16 protein-coding genes and 1 tRNA gene are annotated in these 19,022 nt (G+C 65.5%); 8 read left to right on the plus strand and 9 right to left on the minus strand.

Annotated features, from left to right (window positions below):
* The 4 genes from AABM56_RS14525 to AABM56_RS14540 all read left to right on the plus strand — a co-directional run bounded on the left by AABM56_RS14525 (position 1) and on the right by AABM56_RS14540 (position 4,695).
* A complete protein-coding gene (locus AABM56_RS14525; RefSeq protein WP_133861131.1) occupies positions 1-777 on the plus strand; it encodes an NYN domain-containing protein in 777 nt (258 codons plus the stop codon).
* Positions 778-931: 154 nt separating this feature from the next.
* Positions 932-2,173, plus strand: a complete 1,242-nt coding sequence (locus AABM56_RS14530; RefSeq protein WP_133861132.1) for a zinc-dependent alcohol dehydrogenase — start codon at positions 932-934, stop codon at positions 2,171-2,173.
* Positions 2,174-2,226: 53 nt separating this feature from the next.
* Positions 2,227-3,471, plus strand: coding sequence for a TIGR03862 family flavoprotein (locus AABM56_RS14535; protein WP_133861133.1), 1,245 nt, complete (start codon positions 2,227-2,229; stop codon positions 3,469-3,471).
* A gap of 108 nt (positions 3,472-3,579) precedes the next feature.
* On the plus strand, positions 3,580-4,695 hold the full coding sequence (locus AABM56_RS14540) for an FUSC family protein (protein ID WP_347883428.1): 1,116 nt from the start codon (positions 3,580-3,582) through the stop codon (positions 4,693-4,695).
* An 18-nt stretch (positions 4,696-4,713) separates the two neighbouring features.
* On the opposite strand, the gene AABM56_RS14545 is transcribed toward AABM56_RS14540, so the two are convergent.
* A complete protein-coding gene (locus tag AABM56_RS14545) occupies positions 4,714-6,606 on the minus strand; it encodes an alkaline phosphatase family protein (protein WP_347883429.1) in 1,893 nt (630 codons plus the stop codon).
* A gap of 138 nt (positions 6,607-6,744) precedes the next feature.
* Here AABM56_RS14545 and AABM56_RS14550 point away from each other — a divergent pair, with 138 nt between their 5' ends.
* Positions 6,745-8,061, plus strand: coding sequence for a DEAD/DEAH box helicase (locus tag AABM56_RS14550; RefSeq protein WP_133861135.1), 1,317 nt, complete (start codon positions 6,745-6,747; stop codon positions 8,059-8,061).
* A gap of 150 nt (positions 8,062-8,211) precedes the next feature.
* On the opposite strand, the gene cysS is transcribed toward AABM56_RS14550, so the two are convergent.
* On the minus strand, positions 8,212-9,597 hold the full coding sequence (cysS, locus tag AABM56_RS14555) for a cysteine--tRNA ligase (protein ID WP_133861136.1): 1,386 nt from the start codon (positions 9,595-9,597) through the stop codon (positions 8,212-8,214).
* Complete coding sequence (locus tag AABM56_RS14560) at positions 9,597-11,285, minus strand: glutamine--tRNA ligase/YqeY domain fusion protein (RefSeq protein ID WP_133861137.1); 1,689 nt, start codon at positions 11,283-11,285, stop codon at positions 9,597-9,599. Before AABM56_RS14560 ends, cysS begins: the two co-directional genes overlap by 1 nt.
* 146 nt (positions 11,286-11,431) lie before the next feature.
* On the opposite strand from AABM56_RS14560, the gene AABM56_RS14565 reads away from it, so the two are divergent.
* The 3 genes from AABM56_RS14565 (at position 11,432) to AABM56_RS14575 (ending at position 13,648) form a co-directional block, all read left to right on the plus strand.
* A complete protein-coding gene (locus AABM56_RS14565; protein WP_007158996.1) occupies positions 11,432-11,926 on the plus strand; it encodes a peptidylprolyl isomerase in 495 nt (164 codons plus the stop codon).
* Positions 11,923-12,651: a UDP-2,3-diacylglucosamine diphosphatase gene (lpxH, locus tag AABM56_RS14570; protein ID WP_347883430.1), complete on the plus strand. Its 729-nt coding sequence runs from the start codon at positions 11,923-11,925 to the stop codon at positions 12,649-12,651. The genes AABM56_RS14565 and lpxH overlap by 4 nt, the downstream gene beginning before the upstream one ends.
* Before the next feature lie 184 nt (positions 12,652-12,835).
* Positions 12,836-13,648 (plus strand): HDOD domain-containing protein, encoded by an 813-nt coding sequence (locus AABM56_RS14575; protein ID WP_133861139.1) that lies wholly within the window; start codon positions 12,836-12,838, stop codon positions 13,646-13,648.
* A gap of 74 nt (positions 13,649-13,722) precedes the next feature.
* Here AABM56_RS14575 and AABM56_RS14580 read toward each other — a convergent pair.
* The 6 genes from AABM56_RS14580 to AABM56_RS14605 form a co-directional block, all read right to left on the minus strand.
* Positions 13,723-13,812: transfer RNA gene (locus AABM56_RS14580), tRNA-Ser, on the minus strand.
* A gap of 533 nt (positions 13,813-14,345) precedes the next feature.
* The gene (locus AABM56_RS14585; RefSeq protein WP_347883431.1) at positions 14,346-15,083 is read right to left on the minus strand and encodes a proteasome-type protease; all 738 of its coding nucleotides are present in this window, start codon (positions 15,081-15,083) and stop codon (positions 14,346-14,348) included.
* Positions 15,084-15,180: 97 nt separating this feature from the next.
* Positions 15,181-15,981 (minus strand): transglutaminase family protein, encoded by an 801-nt coding sequence (locus AABM56_RS14590; protein WP_133861141.1) that lies wholly within the window; start codon positions 15,979-15,981, stop codon positions 15,181-15,183.
* Positions 15,978-16,931 (minus strand): alpha-E domain-containing protein, encoded by a 954-nt coding sequence (locus tag AABM56_RS14595; protein ID WP_158891247.1) that lies wholly within the window; start codon positions 16,929-16,931, stop codon positions 15,978-15,980. The genes AABM56_RS14590 and AABM56_RS14595 overlap by 4 nt, the downstream gene beginning before the upstream one ends.
* Positions 16,932-16,993: 62 nt before the next feature.
* Positions 16,994-18,403 (minus strand): circularly permuted type 2 ATP-grasp protein, encoded by a 1,410-nt coding sequence (locus AABM56_RS14600; protein ID WP_133861143.1) that lies wholly within the window; start codon positions 18,401-18,403, stop codon positions 16,994-16,996.
* A gap of 257 nt (positions 18,404-18,660) precedes the next feature.
* A complete protein-coding gene (locus tag AABM56_RS14605; protein ID WP_133861144.1) occupies positions 18,661-19,002 on the minus strand; it encodes a ribonuclease E inhibitor RraB in 342 nt (113 codons plus the stop codon).
* Positions 19,003-19,022: the final 20 nt, after the last annotated feature.

A 19,022-nucleotide genomic window follows, 5' to 3' on the forward strand; every position in this document is an offset into this window, starting at 1 on the left:
ATGAGCAAGACAGTCAAGACCTCTGAATCCAGCCAGGCGCGCCTGGCTGTACTGATCGATGCCGACAACGCGCCGGCTGCCATCGTCGACGGTCTCATGGCCGAGATTGCCCGCTTCGGTGTGGCCAGCGTCAAGCGCATCTATGGCGACTGGACCCAACCGCAACTCAACAGCTGGAAAAAGGTGCTGCTCGACCACTCCATCCAGCCGGTGCAGCAATTCGGTTATACGAAGGGCAAGAACGCCACCGACAGCGCCCTGATCATCGACGCAATGGATCTGCTCTACACCCGTCGCTTCGATGGTTTCTGTCTGGTTTCCAGCGACAGCGACTTCACCCGCCTGGCGGCGCGGCTGCGCGAGGAAGGGCTGATGGTCTATGGCTTCGGCGAAGAAAAGACCCCGGACCCCTTCGTCTCGGCCTGCGACAGATTCATCTACACCGAGATCCTCAGATCCAAGCCGCGGGAAGAGCCGCGGGAAGCTAGCAGTACCACCGACAAGCCGGCCACCACCAATCGCGGCAAGCCCAAGCTGAGCACCATCCTCAAGCTCATCGAACAGGCGGTGGAAGACGCCTCCGACGAAGGCGGCTGGGCCAATCTGGGCCTGGTCGGCACCAACCTGGGCAAGGTGCGTCCGGATTTCGACGCCCGCCTCTATGGGCATCGCAAGTTCAGCGGTCTGGTCAAGGCCCATGGCGATCGTTTCGAGGTCCAGGAACGCGACCCTGCCGATCGCAGCGCGGGCAAGGCCGTCTATATCCGCAACCGCTGACGCCGCTGCGCCTGCCCGGCTCTAGCCTGGGCACTGGCGGCGAAAAGCCGCGATCGGTCGCTATCAAGGTGCCATACCACCGGTCCGAGGCCGCGGAACCGCTCGGCTGGCGGCGGCCTCCATCCTAGGTGCTTACCGCCCTACGGAGACCGCCATGCGAGCCTTGACCTACCACGGTGCCCACGATGTCCGCGTCGATACCGTGCCTGATCCGACCATCCAGGACGCTGACGACATCGTCCTGCGGGTGACCGCCACGGCCATCTGCGGCTCGGACCTGCACCTTTATCGCGGTAAAATTCCCACCGTGGAGCACGGTGACATCTTCGGCCACGAATTCATGGGCGTCGTCGAGGAAACCGGTTCAGAGGTCACGGCCGTGCAGAAAGGCGACCGGGTGGTGATCCCCTTCGTCATCGCCTGTGGCAGCTGCTTTTTCTGCAACCAGGATCTCTATGCCGCCTGTGAGACCACCAATACCGGTCGTGGCGCCATCCTCAACAAGAAGCAGATTCCGCCGGGTGCCGCCCTGTTCGGCTTCAGCCACCTCTACGGCGGCGTACCGGGCGGCCAAGCCGAATACGTGCGCGTACCCAAGGCCAACACCGGTCCCTTCAAGGTACCCGGCACCCTGGCCGATGAGAAAGTACTGTTCCTTTCCGACATCCTGCCCACCGCCTGGCAGGCGGTGCTCAACACCGGCATCGGCCAGGGATCGAGCATCGCCATCTACGGCGCCGGGCCGGTCGGCCTGCTGTCCGCGGCCTGTGCGCGGATGCTGGGTGCCGAGCGCATCTTCATGGTCGATCACCATCCCTATCGCCTGGCCTATGCCCAGCAGACTTATGGCGTCATCCCGATCAACTTCGACGAAGACGATGACCCGGCCGCGACCATCATCGAGCAGACCCCTGGCAAGCGCGGCGTCGACGGCGTGGTGGATGCGGTTGGCTTCGAGGCCAAGGGCAGCACCACCGAGACCATCCTCGCCAACCTCAAGCTGGAAGGCAGCAGCGGCAAGGCCCTGCGTCAGTGCATCGCCGCGGTACGCCGTGGCGGCACCGTGAGTGTCCCGGGCGTCTATGCCGGCTTCATCCATGGCTTCCTGTTCGGCGACGCCTTCGACAAGGGTCTCACCTTCAAGATGGGCCAGACCCACGTGCAGCGCTATCTGCCGGAACTGCTGGAACACATCGACCGCGGCGACCTGGCACCGGAGGCCATCATCACCCACCGGATGTCCCTGGAGCAGGCGGTCGAGGGCTACAAGATCTTCGACAAGAAGCAGGAGGACTGCCGCAAGGTGATCCTGACGCCGGGACGCACGGAGCCCCTGATTCCGGAGCGACTGGAAGAACCCCTGGCGGCGCCCCTGGGTCAGGCTGGCGTGGTCTAAGAGCCCGGCACCTCGCGTACAATGGCGGCTTTCCGTAGCTCCTGGATGCCGCCATGTCTCTCTCCCCCGCCACCCCTGCCGTCGTTGTCATCGGGGGTGGTCCTGCCGGGTTGATGGCGGCCGAGACCTTGGCCGCCGCCGGCATCCCCGTGGACCTCTTCGACGCCATGCCCTCCGTGGGCCGCAAGTTCCTGCTGGCCGGCGTGGGCGGCATGAACATCACCCATGCCGAGGAGCAGGCCACCTTCCGCCAGCGCTATCGCGAGCGCGAAGGCGACGTCAGCGCCTGGCTCGATGCCTTCGACAGCGATGCCCTGCGCGCCTGGATCCATGAGCTGGGTATCGAGACCTTCGTCGGCACCTCGGGGCGGGTGTTTCCCACCGACATGAAGGCCGCGCCGCTGTTGCGTGCCTGGCTGCATCGGCTGCGCGACCAGGGCGTACGCATCCACACCCGCAGCCGCTGGCTGGGCTGGGACGCCGAGGACCGACTGCGCCTGGCGACCCCGGAAGGCGAGCGCCTCTTGCAGTCCCAGGCCTGTGTACTGACGTTGGGCGGCGGCAGTTGGCCGCGCCTGGGCTCGGACGGTGCCTGGCAGGCCTTGCTGACCGAACGTGGCGTTACACTGCGAGCGCTGGAACCGGCCAACTGTGGCTTCGAGGTCGCTGGCTGGAGTGACTTTCTCAGGACACGTCACGCCGGCGCGCCGATCAAGCCGGCCGCCCTGGCCCTGCCCGGCCAACCGCCGCGCCAGGGCGAATTCGTCCTTACCGAGACCGGTATCGAAGGCAGTCTGGTCTATGCGCTGTCCGCCGAGATCCGCTCGGCCATCGAACGTCACGGCCAGGCAACCCTGACCCTGGATCTGGCACCCCAGCGCGACCTCGCCGAGCTCGAGCGGGCACTCGCCAAGCCACGCGGCAGCCAGTCCCTCGCCAATCATCTGCGGCGTCACGCCGGGATCGACGGTGCCCGCGCCGCCCTGCTTCGCGAGCTGGCCCCACCGGAAACGTTTCAGGACATGGCTCGGCTGGCTCAGGCCTGCAAGGCCCTGCCGCTCACCGTGGTCAGACCGCGCCCCCTGGCGGAAGCCATCAGCAGCGCGGGCGGCGTGCCCCTGGAAGCATTGGACGAGGGCCTGATGCTGCGGCAATTGCCTGGCGTCTTCTGTGCGGGCGAGATGCTCGACTGGGAAGCACCCACCGGCGGCTATCTGCTCACGGCCTGCTTTGCCAGTGGCCGGGCGGCGGGCCAGGGTGTGCTGCGCTGGCTGGCCGCTGGTGGCAGGTCGGCCTGAGCAGTCCCGGCGCGATGCCGCTCTACCGCTCGCGGCCGGCCCCGGTGATGCCAGACGGCGACCGGGCGCGGTAGCATAGGCAGCGACCACGGCGATCATCATGGATCCATGCCACCTTCCCAGGCGTTGTCGGAATTCAGGCAGTTGTTGCGCGATCTGGCGGGAGATCTCCGCCAGTTCGGCCGCGACCGTCGCCGCCTGGTCGACGAACTGGAAACCCTGACCTCGGTCTTGCTGGCGATCCTGCTCGGCCATTTGGCCTGGGTTCAGCATGTCGGCTGGGCGGCTTTCAGCGGCTATATCGTGATGAGGTCAGATGTCCGCGACAGCTGCGCACGCGGCTGCCTGCGAGTGCTGGGTACCTGTATCGGCGCCGCAGGTGCCCTGCTCGTCCTGCGCCACCTGCAGCTGAACCCCTACGAGCAGGCTCTACTGCTGGGCACCGTGGGCAGCATCACCCTCTATCTGACCCTGGTGGGCCGCTATGGCTACGCCTGGTTGCTGGGCGGCCTCACCTACGCCATGGTGGTCCTGGCGAGCCTCCAGGCACCCGCTCAGCTCGAGCAATACGCCCTGTCGCGCCTGTTGGAAGTGGCGCTCGGCACCTCGGCCTGCGTACTGGTGAGCGCGCTTTCCACCTACGGCGTCCGTGCCCGCCTATGGCCCAGGGTACCGACCACGGTAGCCTCAGCGCCGCGAACCCTGGGTGTCTGGCAACCCTTGGCATTGCGCCATGCGCTACAGGGCGGTCTGGCCCTGGCCCTGCTGGCGCTGGGCGCGACGGGGAAGATCGCGGTGGACATCAGCCAGGCCGCCATCACCATCCTGGCGGTCATGGTCGTTCCCTTCGACGGCCTGAGCAGCGCCGGCAAGGCAGTCTCCAGAAGGCTGCTGCATCGAATGCTCGGCTGCCTGCTCGGCGGCGGCCTGGCGGCCATTCTGCTGCTGGTCAGCCAGGAAAGTCTCTGGCTGACGCTGGCGGGCGTCGCGCTCGGCGTGCTGATCGGCAGACACCTCGAGAACGGCCCGCTCGGTATCGGCTATCTCGGCATGCAGTTCGCGCTGGCGTTTCTGGTGGTGATGGTGCCTGACCACTATGACCATATCGACCCGGTGGCAGGCATGGCGCGGCTGGGCGGTATCCTGCTGGGTTTTCTGGTGCTGGAGCCGCTGTACTGGATCTCGACCTGGCTGATCAGGCGCCTGTCCCCCTCGAGAACCTAGCAAGCGGCCGCGCTGACCTCAGGCCGGGCGTTCGACGAACTCGGTGGCCGGCGAGCCATCGGCATTGTGCTGGCGGATCACCGCCGGCCGCCCTTCCTCGTCCAGCAGCACCTGGCCGATACCGGCGCCGTTCCACAGCCGCTCGCCGGCCTCGCGGCGATCGGGCAGGCGTGGCTGCAGCTCCCAGCGGCGACGCTTGGTGAAGCCGTTGAGCGGCGACCAGGGCGCATAGAGCCAGCGATTGAGCCGGTCCAGGGTCGCCAGCAGGGGCGGCGGAAATTCGTTCTTGATGCCGCTGCTGGTGATCTGCCAGAGCCGCGGCTCGCCCCGTCGGTCACGGATGCGGATGTCGTAGACGAAGGAATAGTGCACGTCGCCGGAGAGCACCACGTAGTTGCCCGGGGTGCGCCGGTGGCGAAAGATGTTGAGCATGGTCTTGGCCGCACCGGGATGAGCCATCCAGTTCTCGGCATCCACCATCAGCGGCTGGCCGAACCAGGTGAAGATACGCTGCACCGCCTCGATCAGCTTGACGCCGAACATGGGCGCGGCCGAGACGATCACCGCCGAGGGATGGTCCAGCAGATCCTGCTGCAATTCGCAGAGGGCTTCCCAGTCCATCAAGCCCGACGGATGCTCCAGGCGTCTTTCGCTGCGCCAGCGACGGGTGCGGGTGTCCAGCACGATCAGCGGCGGATCGGTCTTGAGCACATAATGCCAACCCTGGAAGCGCAGCAGATCGTCGATGCAGCTGTTCTGCACCGGGCAATCCAGCATGCCGTCGTCGCCCGCCGTGTCCAGCAGGCGGGCAGTGGCCGCGAGGGGTTCGGCTACCGCTTCCGGAGCGTTGCCCCAGGCCTGGCAGAGCAGATAGGCCAGCAGCGCATTGCCGAGGATGCGCCGGGAAAAGGGGTGGCCGTAGGCGGTCTCCTCCCAGCGGGCGGACAGATTCCAGTCGTCGGTGACGTCGTGGTCGTCGAAGATCATCAGCGTCGGTACCCAGGCCAGGGCTCGTGCCGCCTGGGGCAGGGTCGCGACGAAGCCGTCGATGCAGCGCGATTCGGCGGCGTAACGCTCCTGGTCCCTGGCGTCCAGCGCCGGCGGCATGACCTCGATCAGGGTCCAGGGCGTCGGCGACCAGCAGATCAGATAGAGCGCCAGCACCTCGCTCAGCGTCACCAGGTGATTGTGCGCATTGGTGGAGGTGAAGATCGGCTTTTCCACCCCGCCGAAGAATTTCTCACGCAGCGCCCGGTTGGACTTGAAGGCCGGCAGCAGGTCTTCGCGATGATAGAGGTTGGCCGGATGGGCCATCAGCGCGTCGCTGTCCGCCACCACCGCGCCTTCGAGACCCTCGCCATGGAGGCCGAGGCGGCGGATCAGTGCCTGCACCGCCAACAGCATCGGCCCGGCGACATCGTCGGCATAGACCTGATCGCCGGTGAGCAGCAGAGCCGCGGGCCGCTCCGCGGGGGCCGTGCAGGCCTGCAGCAGGCGATCTACCGCGATCAGGCCATCGGCCGAGGCATGATGAGGCTTGCGGCAGGAGCCGTGAAGCAGGTGATCGAAGCGCGCGCGCAGCACGAAGCGTGGCAGCTCGCCCTGCGTGGAGAGCAGGTGCGGCGCCCAATCACCAATTCCGCCTGCGGCCAGCCGCACGTCGTACTGGATGAAGGCGTCGACCGGCAACGCGGCGTCGGGCCGGACATCGATCAGTTGCAGATAGGCGTGCTCGCCCAGGCGCAGGCACCGCACCTCGGCCTGGGCCCCGAGCTCGACCTCGCCCTGCCACAGCCGCGGGACAGGCACCTCGGCCGTGGTGGTCACCAGCCAGAGCAGCAACCGGGAGGCCTCGGTGCGCCGCAGCAGCGGGCCGGCCAGGACCGGGGGCAAGGTAGGGGTAGCGCTCATGGGGTCTCCTGTAGCCACGGAACTGACCACTATGCCGTGCCGGGATTCCGCCTGCAGCCGCCGCTTGGCTACAAAGTTTGAGCACGCGTCACAGTCGGCCTAGAATTCGCTCCCTTTTCGTCGCCTTGCGGGCCCGTCATGACCTTTGCCGACCTCGGCCTCATAGATCCGCTGCTGCAGGCGCTTAGCGCCCTGGAGCACAGCTCCCCTACCCCGATCCAGCGCCAGGCCATCCCGGCGGTGCTGGCCGGTCGCGACCTGCTGGCCGCCGCCCAGACCGGCACCGGCAAGACCGGCGCCTTCGGCCTGCCGCTCCTGCAGCGACTGGTGCAGGAAGGCCCGGCGGTGGCGCCCAACCATATCCGTGCGCTGATCCTTACCCCCACCCGCGAGCTGGCCGAACAGGTCCATGCCAGTCTGCGCGACTACGCCCAGCATCTGCCGCTGCGCACCGCAGTGGCTTATGGCGGCGTCAGCATCAATCCGCAGATGATGAAGCTGCGCAAGGGCGTGGACGTACTGGTGGCGACCCCCGGGCGCCTGCTCGACCTGTTCAGCCAGAACGCCGTGCGCTTCGACCAGGTGCAGCTGCTGGTGCTGGACGAAGCCGATCGCATGCTCGACCTGGGCTTTTCGCGGCAACTGGGCGAGCTGTTCGTCATGCTGCCGCGCAAGCGCCAGACCCTGCTGTTCTCGGCGACCTTCTCCGACGCCGTGCGCCAGCTGGCCGCGCCCGTGCTGCGCGATCCCCAGACGATCGACGTGAGTCCGCGCAACACCGCTGCCGTCACGGTCAAGCAGTGGGTGGTGCCGGTCGACAAGAAGCGCAAGACCGAACTCTTCCTGCACCTCCATCGCAGCGGTCGCCATGGCCAGGTGCTGGTGTTTGCCAAGACCCGCAAGGGTGTGGAGCAACTGGTGGAGGCGCTGCAGGCCGAAGGTCTGGCCGCCGAATCCATCCATGGCGACAAGCCCCAGCCCGCGCGGCTGCGCGCCCTCGCCCGTTTCAAGGCCGGCGAGGCCGACATCCTGGTGGCGACCGATGTGGCTGCGCGTGGCCTGGACATCCAGGACCTGCCGCTGGTGGTCAACCTGGACCTGCCCATCGTCGCCGAGGACTATGTCCACCGCATCGGCCGGACCGGGCGTGCCGGCAACCAGGGCCAGGCCGTGTCGCTGGTCTGCGCGGATGAAGTGGAGCAGTTGGCCGCGATCGAGACGCTGATCGGCCAGGTCCTGCAGCGCCGCGACGAACCGGACTTCATCCCCGATCACCGGGTCCCGGAAACCCGACCCAACGGCCTGGTCGTGAAGAAACCCAAGAAGCCGAAGAAGCCCAAGGTGGGCGCGCCGGTGTCGGACAAGCCCCTGGGTCGCTGGGTGGAAGACGGCAAGCCGAAGGTCAAGTCGGTACGCAAGTCGCCCGGTTTCGGCAAGCCGCGCAAAAAGCCCTGAGGTTTGGAGCGATGGACAAGGCTTCGCCGTTGTCCATCCTACGACGCACTCCGTAGTCCGGAAAACCGCGCAGCGTTTTCCCGGGATGGGACGGTGGACCAGGCCAGATCAGCTGGATGACGCAGAACCGTCATCCAGCTGATCGCAGACCTATTCCACCAGGCGCCAGGTGGTGCCGCCCTTGCCGTCTTCCAGCACCACGCCCAGGGCAGTGAGCTGGTCGCGGATGCGGTCGGATTCCGCCCAGTTCTTTTCCGCGCGCGCGTTCAGGCGCGCCTGGATCAGCGCCTCGACCTCGGCCGCATCCACCCGCCCCGCCGCGTCGGCGCGCAGGAAGGCCTCCGGCTCCAGCTGCAGCACGCCCAGCACCTCACCCAGTTCGCGCAACCGCCCGGCCAGGCCAGCCGCCGTGGCAGGATCGCTCTCGCGCAGGCGGTTGATCTCGCGGGCCAACTCGAACAGCACACCGCAGGCGCCGGCGGTGTTGAAGTCGTCGTCCATGCACCTGGCGAAGCGCTCGGCGTAGCTTTCGCCGCCCTGCGCCGGCGCCTGGGGCAAGCCCTTGAGCGAGTGGTAGAAGCGCTCCAGAGCACCCTTGGCCTCGCGCAGGTTGTCTTCCGAGTAGTTGATCGGACTGCGGTAGTGACTGGCGATTAGCAGGTAGCGCACCACCTCGGGGTGGTACTTTTCCAGCACCTCGCGCAGGGTGAAGAAGTTGCCCAGCGACTTGGACATCTTCTCGCCATTGATGGTGATCATCCCGCAATGCAGCCAGGCGTTGGCGTAGGTCTTGCCGGTGGCCGCCTCGCTCTGGGCGATCTCGTTCTCGTGGTGCGGGAATTCCAGGTCGTTGCCGCCGCCGTGGATGTCGAAGGTCTCGCCCAGGCAGCAGGTGGACATTACCGAGCACTCGATATGCCAGCCCGGCCGCCCGGCGCCCCAGGGCGACGGCCAGCTCGGCTCGCCCGGCTTGGCGGCCTTCCACAGCACGAAGTCCAGCGGATCCTCCTTGGCTTCGCCCGGCTCGATGCGGGCACCGATGCGCAGGTCCTCGATGCGCCGCCGCGACAGCTTGCCGTAGCCGGCGAAGCGATTGACCCGGTAGTAGACGTCGCCATTGCCCGCGGCATAGGCGTAGCCCTTGTCGATCAGGGTCTGGATCATGGCGTGCATGCCGTCGATGTGCTCGGTGGCGCGCGGCTCCTGATCGGGCTTGCGGATATTCAGCCGCGCCTCGTCCTCGTGCATCGCCTCGATCATCCGCGCCACCAGGTCGGTGAACGGCTCACCGTTGGCGTTGGCGCGGTTGATGATCTTGTCGTCGATGTCGGTGATGTTGCGCACGTAGGTCAGGTCGTAGCCGCTATGACGCAACCAGCGGGTAATGACGTCGAAGGCCACCATGCTGCGACCATGGCCCAGGTGGCAATAGTCGTAGACGGTCATGCCGCAGACGTACATCCGCACCTGCCCCGGCACCAGCGGCGTAAAGGCTTCCTTGGTCTTGGTCAGGGTGTTGTAGAGGTGCAGCGCCATCATTGCCCCCAGGAATCGCGCAGGGTCACGGTGCGGTTGAACACCGGCTTGCCGGGCGCCGAATCCTTGGGATCGACGCAGAAGTAGCCCTCGCGCTCGAACTGGAAGCGGTCTTCCGGCCGGGCCTGGGCCAGCGACGGCTCGGCGCGGCAGCCCTGGAGCACCACCAGGGAGTCGGGGTTGATGTTGTCGAGGAAGCTGCCGCCCTCTTCGCTCTTCTCCGGCTGCGCCGAACGGAACAGACGATCGTAGAGGCGCACCTCGCACTCCACGCTGCCCTCGGCCGGCACCCAGTGGATCACGCCCTTGACCTTGCGGCCCTCGGGATTCTTGCCGAGGGTGTCCGGGTCGTAGCTGCAGCGCAGTTCGACGACGGTGCCGTCGGCGTCCTTGATGGCTTCGTCGGCGCGGATCACGTAGCTGCCGCGCAGGCGCACCTCGCCACCCGGCTCCAGGCGCTTGTAGCCCTTGGGCGGATTCTCTTCGTAGTCACCCTGGTCGATGTACAGCTCGCGGGTAAAGGGCAGCTGGCGCACACCCAGATCCTGCTTGGGATGGCGCGCCAGTTCCAGATTCTCGACCTGGCCCTCGGGGTAGTTGGTGATCACCACCTTGAGCGGCTTGAGCACGCACATGGCGCGCGGGGCGTTCTGGTCCAGGTCCTCGCGGATGGCGAATTCCAGCATGGCCACGTCGACCACGCCGTTGGAGCGGGTCACACCGATCATCTCGCAGAAGTTGCGGATGGCGGCCGGGGTGTAGCCGCGACGGCGATAGCCCGACAGGGTCGACATGCGCGGATCGTCCCAGCCGTGCACGTGGCCTTCGTCCACCAGCTGCTTGAGCTTGCGCTTGCTGGTGACGGTGTAGTTCAGATTGAGGCGGGCGAATTCGTACTGGCGTGGCTGGGCCGGCACCGGCAGCTTGGCCAGGAACCATTCGTACAGCGGGCGATGATCCTCGAACTCCAGGGTGCAGATGGAGTGGGTCACGCCTTCCAGGGCATCGGACTGGCCATGGGTGAAGTCATAGCTCGGATAGATGCACCAGGCATCGCCTGTCTGGTGGTGATGGGCGTGGCGGATGCGATAGAGGATGGGATCGCGCAGGTTCATGTTGGGCGAGGCCATGTCGATCTTGGCGCGCAGCACCTTTTCACCGTCCTTGAATTCGCCGGCCTTCATGCGGGCGAAGAGGTCCAGGTTCTCGGCCACCGAACGGTCGCGGAAGGGGCTGTTGCGACCCGGCTCGGTGAGGCTGCCACGGTATTCGCGGGCCTGCTCGGGGGTGAGGTCGCAGACATAGGCCAGACCCTGCTCGATCAGGTTGACGGCCCAGGCGTAGAGCTGGTCGAAGTAGGCGGAGGCGTAGCGCACCTCGCCGGCCCAGTCGAAGCCCAGCCAGTGCACGTCGCTCTTGATGGCGTCGATGTATTCCTGGTCTTCCTTGGCCGGGTTGGTGTCGTCGAAGCGCAGATGGCAGTCGCCGCCGAATTCCTTGGCCAGGCCGAAGTTCACGCAGATCGACTTGGCATGACCGATGTGCAGGTAGCCGTTGGGCTCGGGCGGGAAACGGGTGACGATCTTGGCCTGCTTGCCGGCGTCCAGGTCAGCCTGGACGATCTGCCGCAGGAAATGCGCGGGGGCGGCTTTGGCGGCGGTGGACGAGTCGGAAGTCGGCTTGCTCATGGGATCCTTAACTGGGCAGACGCACGGCCAGGGTAGGCCGGGCAAAGGTAAACCCGTATCATAGCCCAACCCGTCAAGTCCCGGCGAAACCCTTGAGGCCCTCGCCGGGTCTGGATGCTGTCCCCCTTAGCTACGGATTCGCTGCCATGATCAAGCTGCACACCAACCACGGCGTCATCACCCTGGAACTCTTCGAGGACAAGGCGCCCGAAACCGCGGCCAACTTCAAGGAATACGTCAAGAGCGGTCACTACGACGGCACCATCTTCCACCGTGTGATCAGCAACTTCATGGTCCAGGGCGGTGGTTTCGAGCCGGGCATGAAGCAGAAGCCGACCCGCGCTCCGATCAAGAACGAGGCCAACAACGGCGTCTCCAACGCGATCGGCACCGTCGCCATGGCCCGCACCATGGACCCGCACTCCGCCTCGGCGCAGTTCTTCATCAACGTGTCCGACAACACCTTCCTCAACCATACCGCGCCCACCAGCCAGGGCTGGGGCTATGCGGTGTTCGGCAAGGTCGTCGAGGGCATGGACGTGGTCAACGCCATCAAGGGCGTCGCCACCACCAGCAAGGCCGGTCACCAGGACGTGCCGAGCGAAGACGTGATCATCGAGAAGGCCGAGATCGTCGAGTGATTTTACTGGTCTCCGACCTGCATCTCGAACCGCAACGCCCGGACCTGGTCCGGGCGTTTTTGCATCTCCTCGAAACCCGTGCCCGCGGTGCCGAGGCCCTGTACATCCTTGGCGACCTGTTCGAAGCCTGGATCGGCGACGACGCCATGGGTGCCTTCGAGCAGGAAATCGCCACCGCCCTGCGCCAACTGGCCGACAGCGGCACGGCCGTCTACCTGATGCATGGCAATCGCGACTTCCTCATCGGCAAGGCCTTCTGCCGCCAGGCCGGCTGCCGCCTGCTGCCGGATCGCCATATCGCCGACTTCCACGGCCGCCGGGTGCTGTTGATGCATGGCGACACCCTCTGCACCCGTGACGAGGGCTACCAGAAGCTGCGCCGCATCCTGCGCAACCCCCTCACCCTCTTCGTCCTGCGCCACCTGCCACTGGCCAGTCGCCAGAAGCTGGCACGCAAGCTGCGCAGCGAGAGTCGCCAGCAGACCCGGGCCAAGGCCATGGACATCACCGATGTCACCGAGGCCGAGGTCGAGCGGGAAATGCGCGCCGCCCGGGTGACGACGTTGATCCACGGCCATACCCACAGGCCCGCCCGCCATGAACTGCTACTCGATGGCCAGCCGGCCGAACGTATCGTGCTGGGCGATTGGGACCGTCGCGGCTGGGTGCTGGAAGCCAGCGAAGCGGGCCTGACCCAGATCGATTTCGCCCTCGACGAACGGTAAGGGCGCAGCCAGGCAGGCCTGGCTCGCTGGCGGCAGGTCCCTGACCAGCAAAGCAATTTTTCCCGGCTAGCCGGTATTGGCCGCCCGGGCTGCGACCGATCGTCACATGACAGCTACAGAAATCCGCACAGACGACCGATGACGAGGGTGTAAGGAGATGTAACCCTTTTCCGCGGAGACGCCCATGCAACTCGACACCCTCTTTGCCCAGCTGCACAACCTGCCCAACGTTCCCGAGGTGGCGCAGGTTCTGATCCGGCAGTTCGACGACCCCAACACCAGCATCGAAACCCTGTCGCGCACCGTGGCGCGCGATCCGGTCATCGCCGCCAAGGTACTGCGCCTGGCCAATTCGGCGCGCTTCCGCGGCGCCCGTGAATCCACCAGCATCGAAGACGCCGCCCTGCGCCTGGGCTTCAACACCCTGCGCACCCTGGTGCTGGCCTCGGCCTTCGCCAGCGGCTTCAAATCCGCGCCCGGCTTCGATCTGCAGGCCTTCTGGTACAACAGCTTCCTGGTCGCCAGCCTGTGCAAGCCGCTGGCCAAGCAGGCCGGCCTGGATCAGGAAACCGCCTTTACCTGCGGCATGCTGCATGACATCGGCGAGTTGCTGATCCAGAGCGGCGCGCCGGAGCTGGCACCGAGCCTGGCCGGCCGCGCCACCGCCAGCAGCCATCGCGCCGCGGACGAAACCCTGCAACTGGGATTTGGCTATCCGGAGGTAGGCGCAGAGCTGGCGCGCCGCTGGCAGCTGCCCCAGGTGCTACGCGACGCCATCGGCTACCAGGCCCGCCCGTTGCAGGCACCGGAAGGCAATGGCTATGCGCTGATCGTGGCCCAGGCGGTCGCCGTGGCCGAGGTGCTCCACGAGAACGCCGGCGACAGCAAGGTGCAGGACCTGAGCGGCCCGCTGTTCGCCAGCATCGACCTGGAGCAGCTGACGGCCGTGCTGCCCAACGCCCGGGACACCGCCGCGACCTTCGCCCAGGCCGCCTGACGCTCGGCTCGCCTAGCCAAATCGCAGGCAAGAAAAAACCCCTGGAGCTGGGCTCTCAGGGGTTCTCTCAGATCTGGCGGTGAGGGAGGGATTCGAACCCTCGATAAGATTTCTCCTATACACACTTTCCAGGCGTGCTCCTTCAACCGCTCGGACACCTCACCAGATTTGCTCGGCGGCTGCATCTGCATCACCGAGGCGCGCAACTATAGGCAAAGGCGATTTCGATGGCAAGCTTTTTCTTCAATCTATTCATGCATTTGCATTCACGACCTGGAAGGGGCTCCGCCCTGCCCCGTTCACGGGATGACCGGTTGGTCGCTTTCCCCTGGCCCTGAGTCACTGATACCTCCGACCAACGGTAGCGTCGCAAGCATTTTTCTAATCGGCTGAAAGCAAAGGAAAAATCGCCTGGTACGACATTTCTGATAACCGCCTGGCCGGTTACCGACACAAAACTGAAATTTATGTTCTATAGCTACTGGATAGTGCTCAAGCCTGCGGGTATCAGTAATTGCATGCCGCTGTTGCGCAAGCGCTTCCCGCTGAAGACGTAAAGGCTCTAAACAGCTAACAATAAAGGCCCCGAGTCATGTTCAAGAATCCCGTCCCCAAGTGGCGTCAGGCGAGTTTCGTGCTCATCGTCACCACCGTAGTGCTGGTCATCCCCAACCTCTCGCGGTTCGTTGGCTGATCCCTAGCGCCAATAGTCCGCAGGGGCTGCCGGCAAGTCTGCCAGCAGATCACGCAACCCCTCCCCCCAGCCCTTGCGCAAGGCCTGGAAGTAGGGATCGTGTTCGTCGATCCGATGACTACTCACCTGCGCCAGTCGATCACGCGGATAGACCACCAGATCCAGCGGTAGCCCGACCGACAGATTGCTGCGAATGGTGGCGTCGTAGGACAGCAGTGCGCAGCGCAGGGCCTCCTCCAGTGGCGTCGCGAAGGTCAGCGCCCGATCCAGGATGGGCTTGCCGTATTTGCTCTCGCCGATCTGGAAGTAAGGCGTGTCCTCGGTGGCACTGATGAAGTTGCCATGAGGATAGAGATTGAACAGCTCCGGCGCCGCGCCGCGGATCTGCCCACCCAGCAGAAAGGAACAGCTCAGATCCAGGCCGTGCCCCTGGGGTGCATCCTCGGCGTCGCGTTGCAGGACTTCCCGTAGGGTCTGCCCCAGCAGCCGGGCGGCGTCGTACAGGGTGGGCACCCCGTGGGGGTTGTCCCGCTCGCTGTCCAGCCGTTGCCGGAGCAGACTCACGACCGCCTGGGAGGTGGCCAGGTTGCCCGCTGACTGGATGGCGATCAGGCGCTCGCCGGGGATCCGGAACAGATGCAGCTTGCGGAAGGTAGCGATGTTGTCGACTCCGGCATTGGTGCGGGAGTCGGCGACAAATACCAGGCCATCTTGCAGTTTCATGGCGACGCAATAGGTCATGCGAACCTCGGGTGATGGAACGGTCGACGCAACAGACGCGCCCCCAAAAGAAAAGACGGCCCGTGGCCGCCTTCTCGTCTGCTGTGGGCAGCGCTGATTATTGCTGTTGCTGCGCCTGCTGCAAGGGCTCGACCAGCACCTTGGCCTCCATGTGCTCCACCCCGCCACCGCGGCGCATGCCGCGCACCGGACAGGCATCCAGGTAGTCCAGGCCGATGGCCAGGCGCAGGTGCCGCTCCGGTCGGATCAGACGATTGGTGACGTCGTAGCTGTACCAGGCGCCGTCGTGCCAGGCTTCCGCCCAGGCATGGCTGGAAAGGTGCGCGCTGTCGTCGGTGCACAGATAGCCAGACACATAGCGTGCCGGGATGCCCAGGCTGCGGGCGCAGGCCAGGAAGGCATGGGCATGGTCCTGACAGACCCCGGCCCCCTTGGCGAAGGCCTGGGCGGCATTGCCGTCCACCTCGGTGGAGCCGGGCACATAGGTCATGCGCTCGTGCAAATGCTCCATCAGCTGGATCAGGGTGGCGCGATCCCGGCGACCGTCGCAGACCTCGCGGGCGAAGGCGGTAAGCGCCTCGTCGGCCTCGGTCAGCCGGGTCTGACGCAGAAAGGGAAAGGCCGAGGCCTGGCAGGGTTCCGCCTCGAAGGTCTCGTCGATCTCCACCTGGCCGCTGGCGGTGATGGTGATGGCGTCGTGCGGGGTGTCCAGGGTCAGCACATGGAGAATGTTGCCGAAGGGATCGCGCTGCGCGAGCGCCGGGCGCGGCAGTGCCAGCTCCCAGCTGAGAATCTTCTGTCGCGCGTCGTCCTGTGGCGTGAGACGCAGGTACTGGATGCTGGCGCGGACCAGGTCGGCGTAGCGATACAGGGTTTCGTGATGGATCGCGAGTCTCATACGATCTCCAGGTAAGCGGTGTTGATGCCACTGCCGAGTTGGCGGACGTGGACGATGAAATCGCCGATCCAGGCATGCAGGCCTTCTTCGAGCACCTCGTCGATGCTGGTGTAGCGCAGTCTTGCCTCCAGACCTGCCGCCAGGCGCTTGGCCTCGCGACCGTTCTCGCCGGGCAGACTGACCAGCACCCGGTGCAGCTCGATCACGCAGGCCAGCAGCGAGCGCGGCAGGTCTTCCTGCAACAGCAGCAGCTCGGCGCCGTTGCGCACGTTGAGGGCATCGCGATAGAGCTCGGTATAGGCCTCGAAGGCGCTCAGGGCGCGCAGCAGGGCGCTCCACTGATAGAAGCCGCGGGCGGAGGCATCGCTGATGGCTTCCGCTTCCTCTTCGCCGAGCACCTGGTAGCGAGCGTCGAGCATGCGCAGGGTGTTGTCGGCGCGTTCGACGAAGGTACCCAGGCGGATGAAGCGATAGGCGTCGTTTCGCATGATGGTGCCGACGGTGGCGCCACGGAAAAGGTGGGAACGCTCCTTCACCCACTCGCAGAAACGGCTGATGCCGAAGCGGATCAGGCCGGTAACGGCGATCTCGCGCATCTCCAGCCAGGTGGAGTTGACGTTCTCCCACATGTCGGCGGTGATGCGCCCACGCACCGCGTGGGCATTGCTGCGCGCAGCCTGCAGACAGCAATAGATGCTGCCGGGGTTGCGCTCGTCCAGGGCGAAGAAGTGCAGCAGGCGCTCGGGGTGCAGGGCCCCGTGCTTTTCCCGGTAGTCATCCAGGGTGCCGGTGATGAGCAGTGGCATGGCCAGTTCATCCAGGCCTCCGCCCTGCCCGCTCTGCGGCATCATCGACAGCGAATAGCTGACGTCCAGCATCCGCGCGAGATTCTCGGCGCGCTCCAGGTTGCGGGACATCCAGTACAGATCGGCAGCGGTACGACTCAACATGGTGGGGTCGCCTTTCAAAGGTCCTTGCGGGGCCGCCGGAGCGGCCGCTGTTCTGTGGCGATCTAGTCCTGGACCACCCAGGTGTCCTTGGTGCCGCCGCCCTGGGAGGAATTCACCACCAGCGAGCCTTCGCGCAGGGCGACCCGGGTCAGGCCACCGGGCACCAGACGCGTCTTGCGCCCGGACAGCACGAAGGGCCGCAGGTCGATGTGGCGCGGTGCGATGCCGTTCTCGACAAAGGTCGGGCAGGTGGACAGCGACAGAGTCGGCTGGGCGATGTAGGCACTGGGGTTGGCCTTGAGCCGCGCGCGGAAGGCTTCGATCTCCAGGCTGCTGGCGGTGGGGCCGACCAGCATGCCGTAGCCGCCGGAACCATGGACTTCCTTGACCACCAGCTCGGGCAGGTTGGCCAGCACATGGGACAGTTCTTCCGGCTTGCGGCACTGCCAGGTGGGCACGTTATAGAGGATGGGTTCTTCGCTGAGATAGAAGCGGATCATCTCCGGCACATAGGGATAGATCGACTTGTCGTCGGCCACCCCGGTACCTATGGCATTGGCCAGGATGACATTGCCGGCGCGATAGGCGGCGAGCAGACCGGGCACGCCGAGCATGGAATCGGGATTGAAGGCCAGCGGGTCGAGGAAGGCGTCGTCGAGACGCCGATAGATGACATCGACCTTGCGGAAGCCAGAGGTGGTACGCATGAACACCTGCTCGTCGCGCACCAGCAGATCGGCACCCTCCACCAGCTCCACGCCCATCTCGCGCGCGAGGAAGGCGTGTTCGAAATAGGCGCTGTTGAAACGACCCGGGGTAAGGACCACCACCGTGGGGTTGTTGACCGGGGTGGAGCTGCGCAGGGTATCGAGCAGGATGTTCGGATAGTGGTCGATGGGCGCGATGCGCTCCAGGGTGAACAGCTCGGGAAACAGCCGCATCATCATCTTGCGGTTTTCGAGCATGTAGGAGACACCGCTGGGGGTGCGCAGGTTGTCTTCCAGCACGTAGTAGGCGCCATCGCCATCTCGTACCAGATCGACCCCGGCGATATGGGCGTAGATGCCATTGGGCAGGTCCAGCCCCTGCATGGCCAGCTGATACTGGTCGTTGGCCAGCACCTGCTCGGCGGGAATGACCCCGGCCTTGATGATGCGCTGGTCATGATAGAGGTCGTGCAGAAAGAGATTCAGCGCCTGAACACGCTGGATGCAACCGCGTTCGATGATCTGCCATTCGCTGGCGGGAATGGCGCGCGGCAGGGCGTCGAAGGGAATCAGGCGTTCCGTGCCCTGTTCGTCGCCATAGAGGGTGAAGGTGATCCCGGCGCGATGGAACAGCAGATCGGCTTCACGCCGCCGCTGGGCCAGGAGTTCCGGGGGTGTCTCGCTCAGCCACTGGGCATAGCGACCATAATGCGGTCGGCATTGCGCCTGGACGTCATACATCTCGTTATACAGTTGGCGGCTCATGCCGATCTCCTTGTCACCCACGGTGCAGCTTCGCAAGCCGCGTGCCAGCGCCAGAGCCTTCAAGATCAAGCCCTTGCGCGGCTGCGAGTCGCACGATGCACCAAACCCAGGCACGTAAGCGTGCGCATGCACCGCAACGTCTCCGTCATGACCCTAAGACGGTGCGCTGCGCGGAAAGTGCGATGATTGAGGGGCCGAGCGGTAACCGGAGATGAGACAGGCACCCCGTCTGGGATGCCGCCTCGGGACGTGCAGGATCAGGCGGAGCTGCGGCTGACTTCCTGGGTGACGCCCCAGCCATCGAGCTGACCGCCAAGAGGCGCCACCACCGCCTCGAGATCGCTTTCGAAATCATCGATGGTGGCGTGGGTGGCGAACATCACCTTGCTGACCTGCAGATGCCAGCCGCCCTCTTCATGGGGGAGCACCTGGGCGTTGAGGGATTCGCCGTGAAACTGGTCCGCAGCGATGCGGGCCTTGCCTTCATCGGCGAATATGGCGAAGAAATCGATGGGATGGAAGCGAGCGAAATCGAAGCCGCCCTCCTTCATCCGCTGCAGCAGGTTCAAGCTCACATCATCGGCAAACGACAAGGACATAGGACTTCCCTCCTCTGGTT

The organism is Pseudomonas aestiva (genome assembly GCF_039908605.1).
Classification (GTDB): domain Bacteria; phylum Pseudomonadota; class Gammaproteobacteria; order Pseudomonadales; family Pseudomonadaceae; genus Chryseomonas; species Chryseomonas aestiva.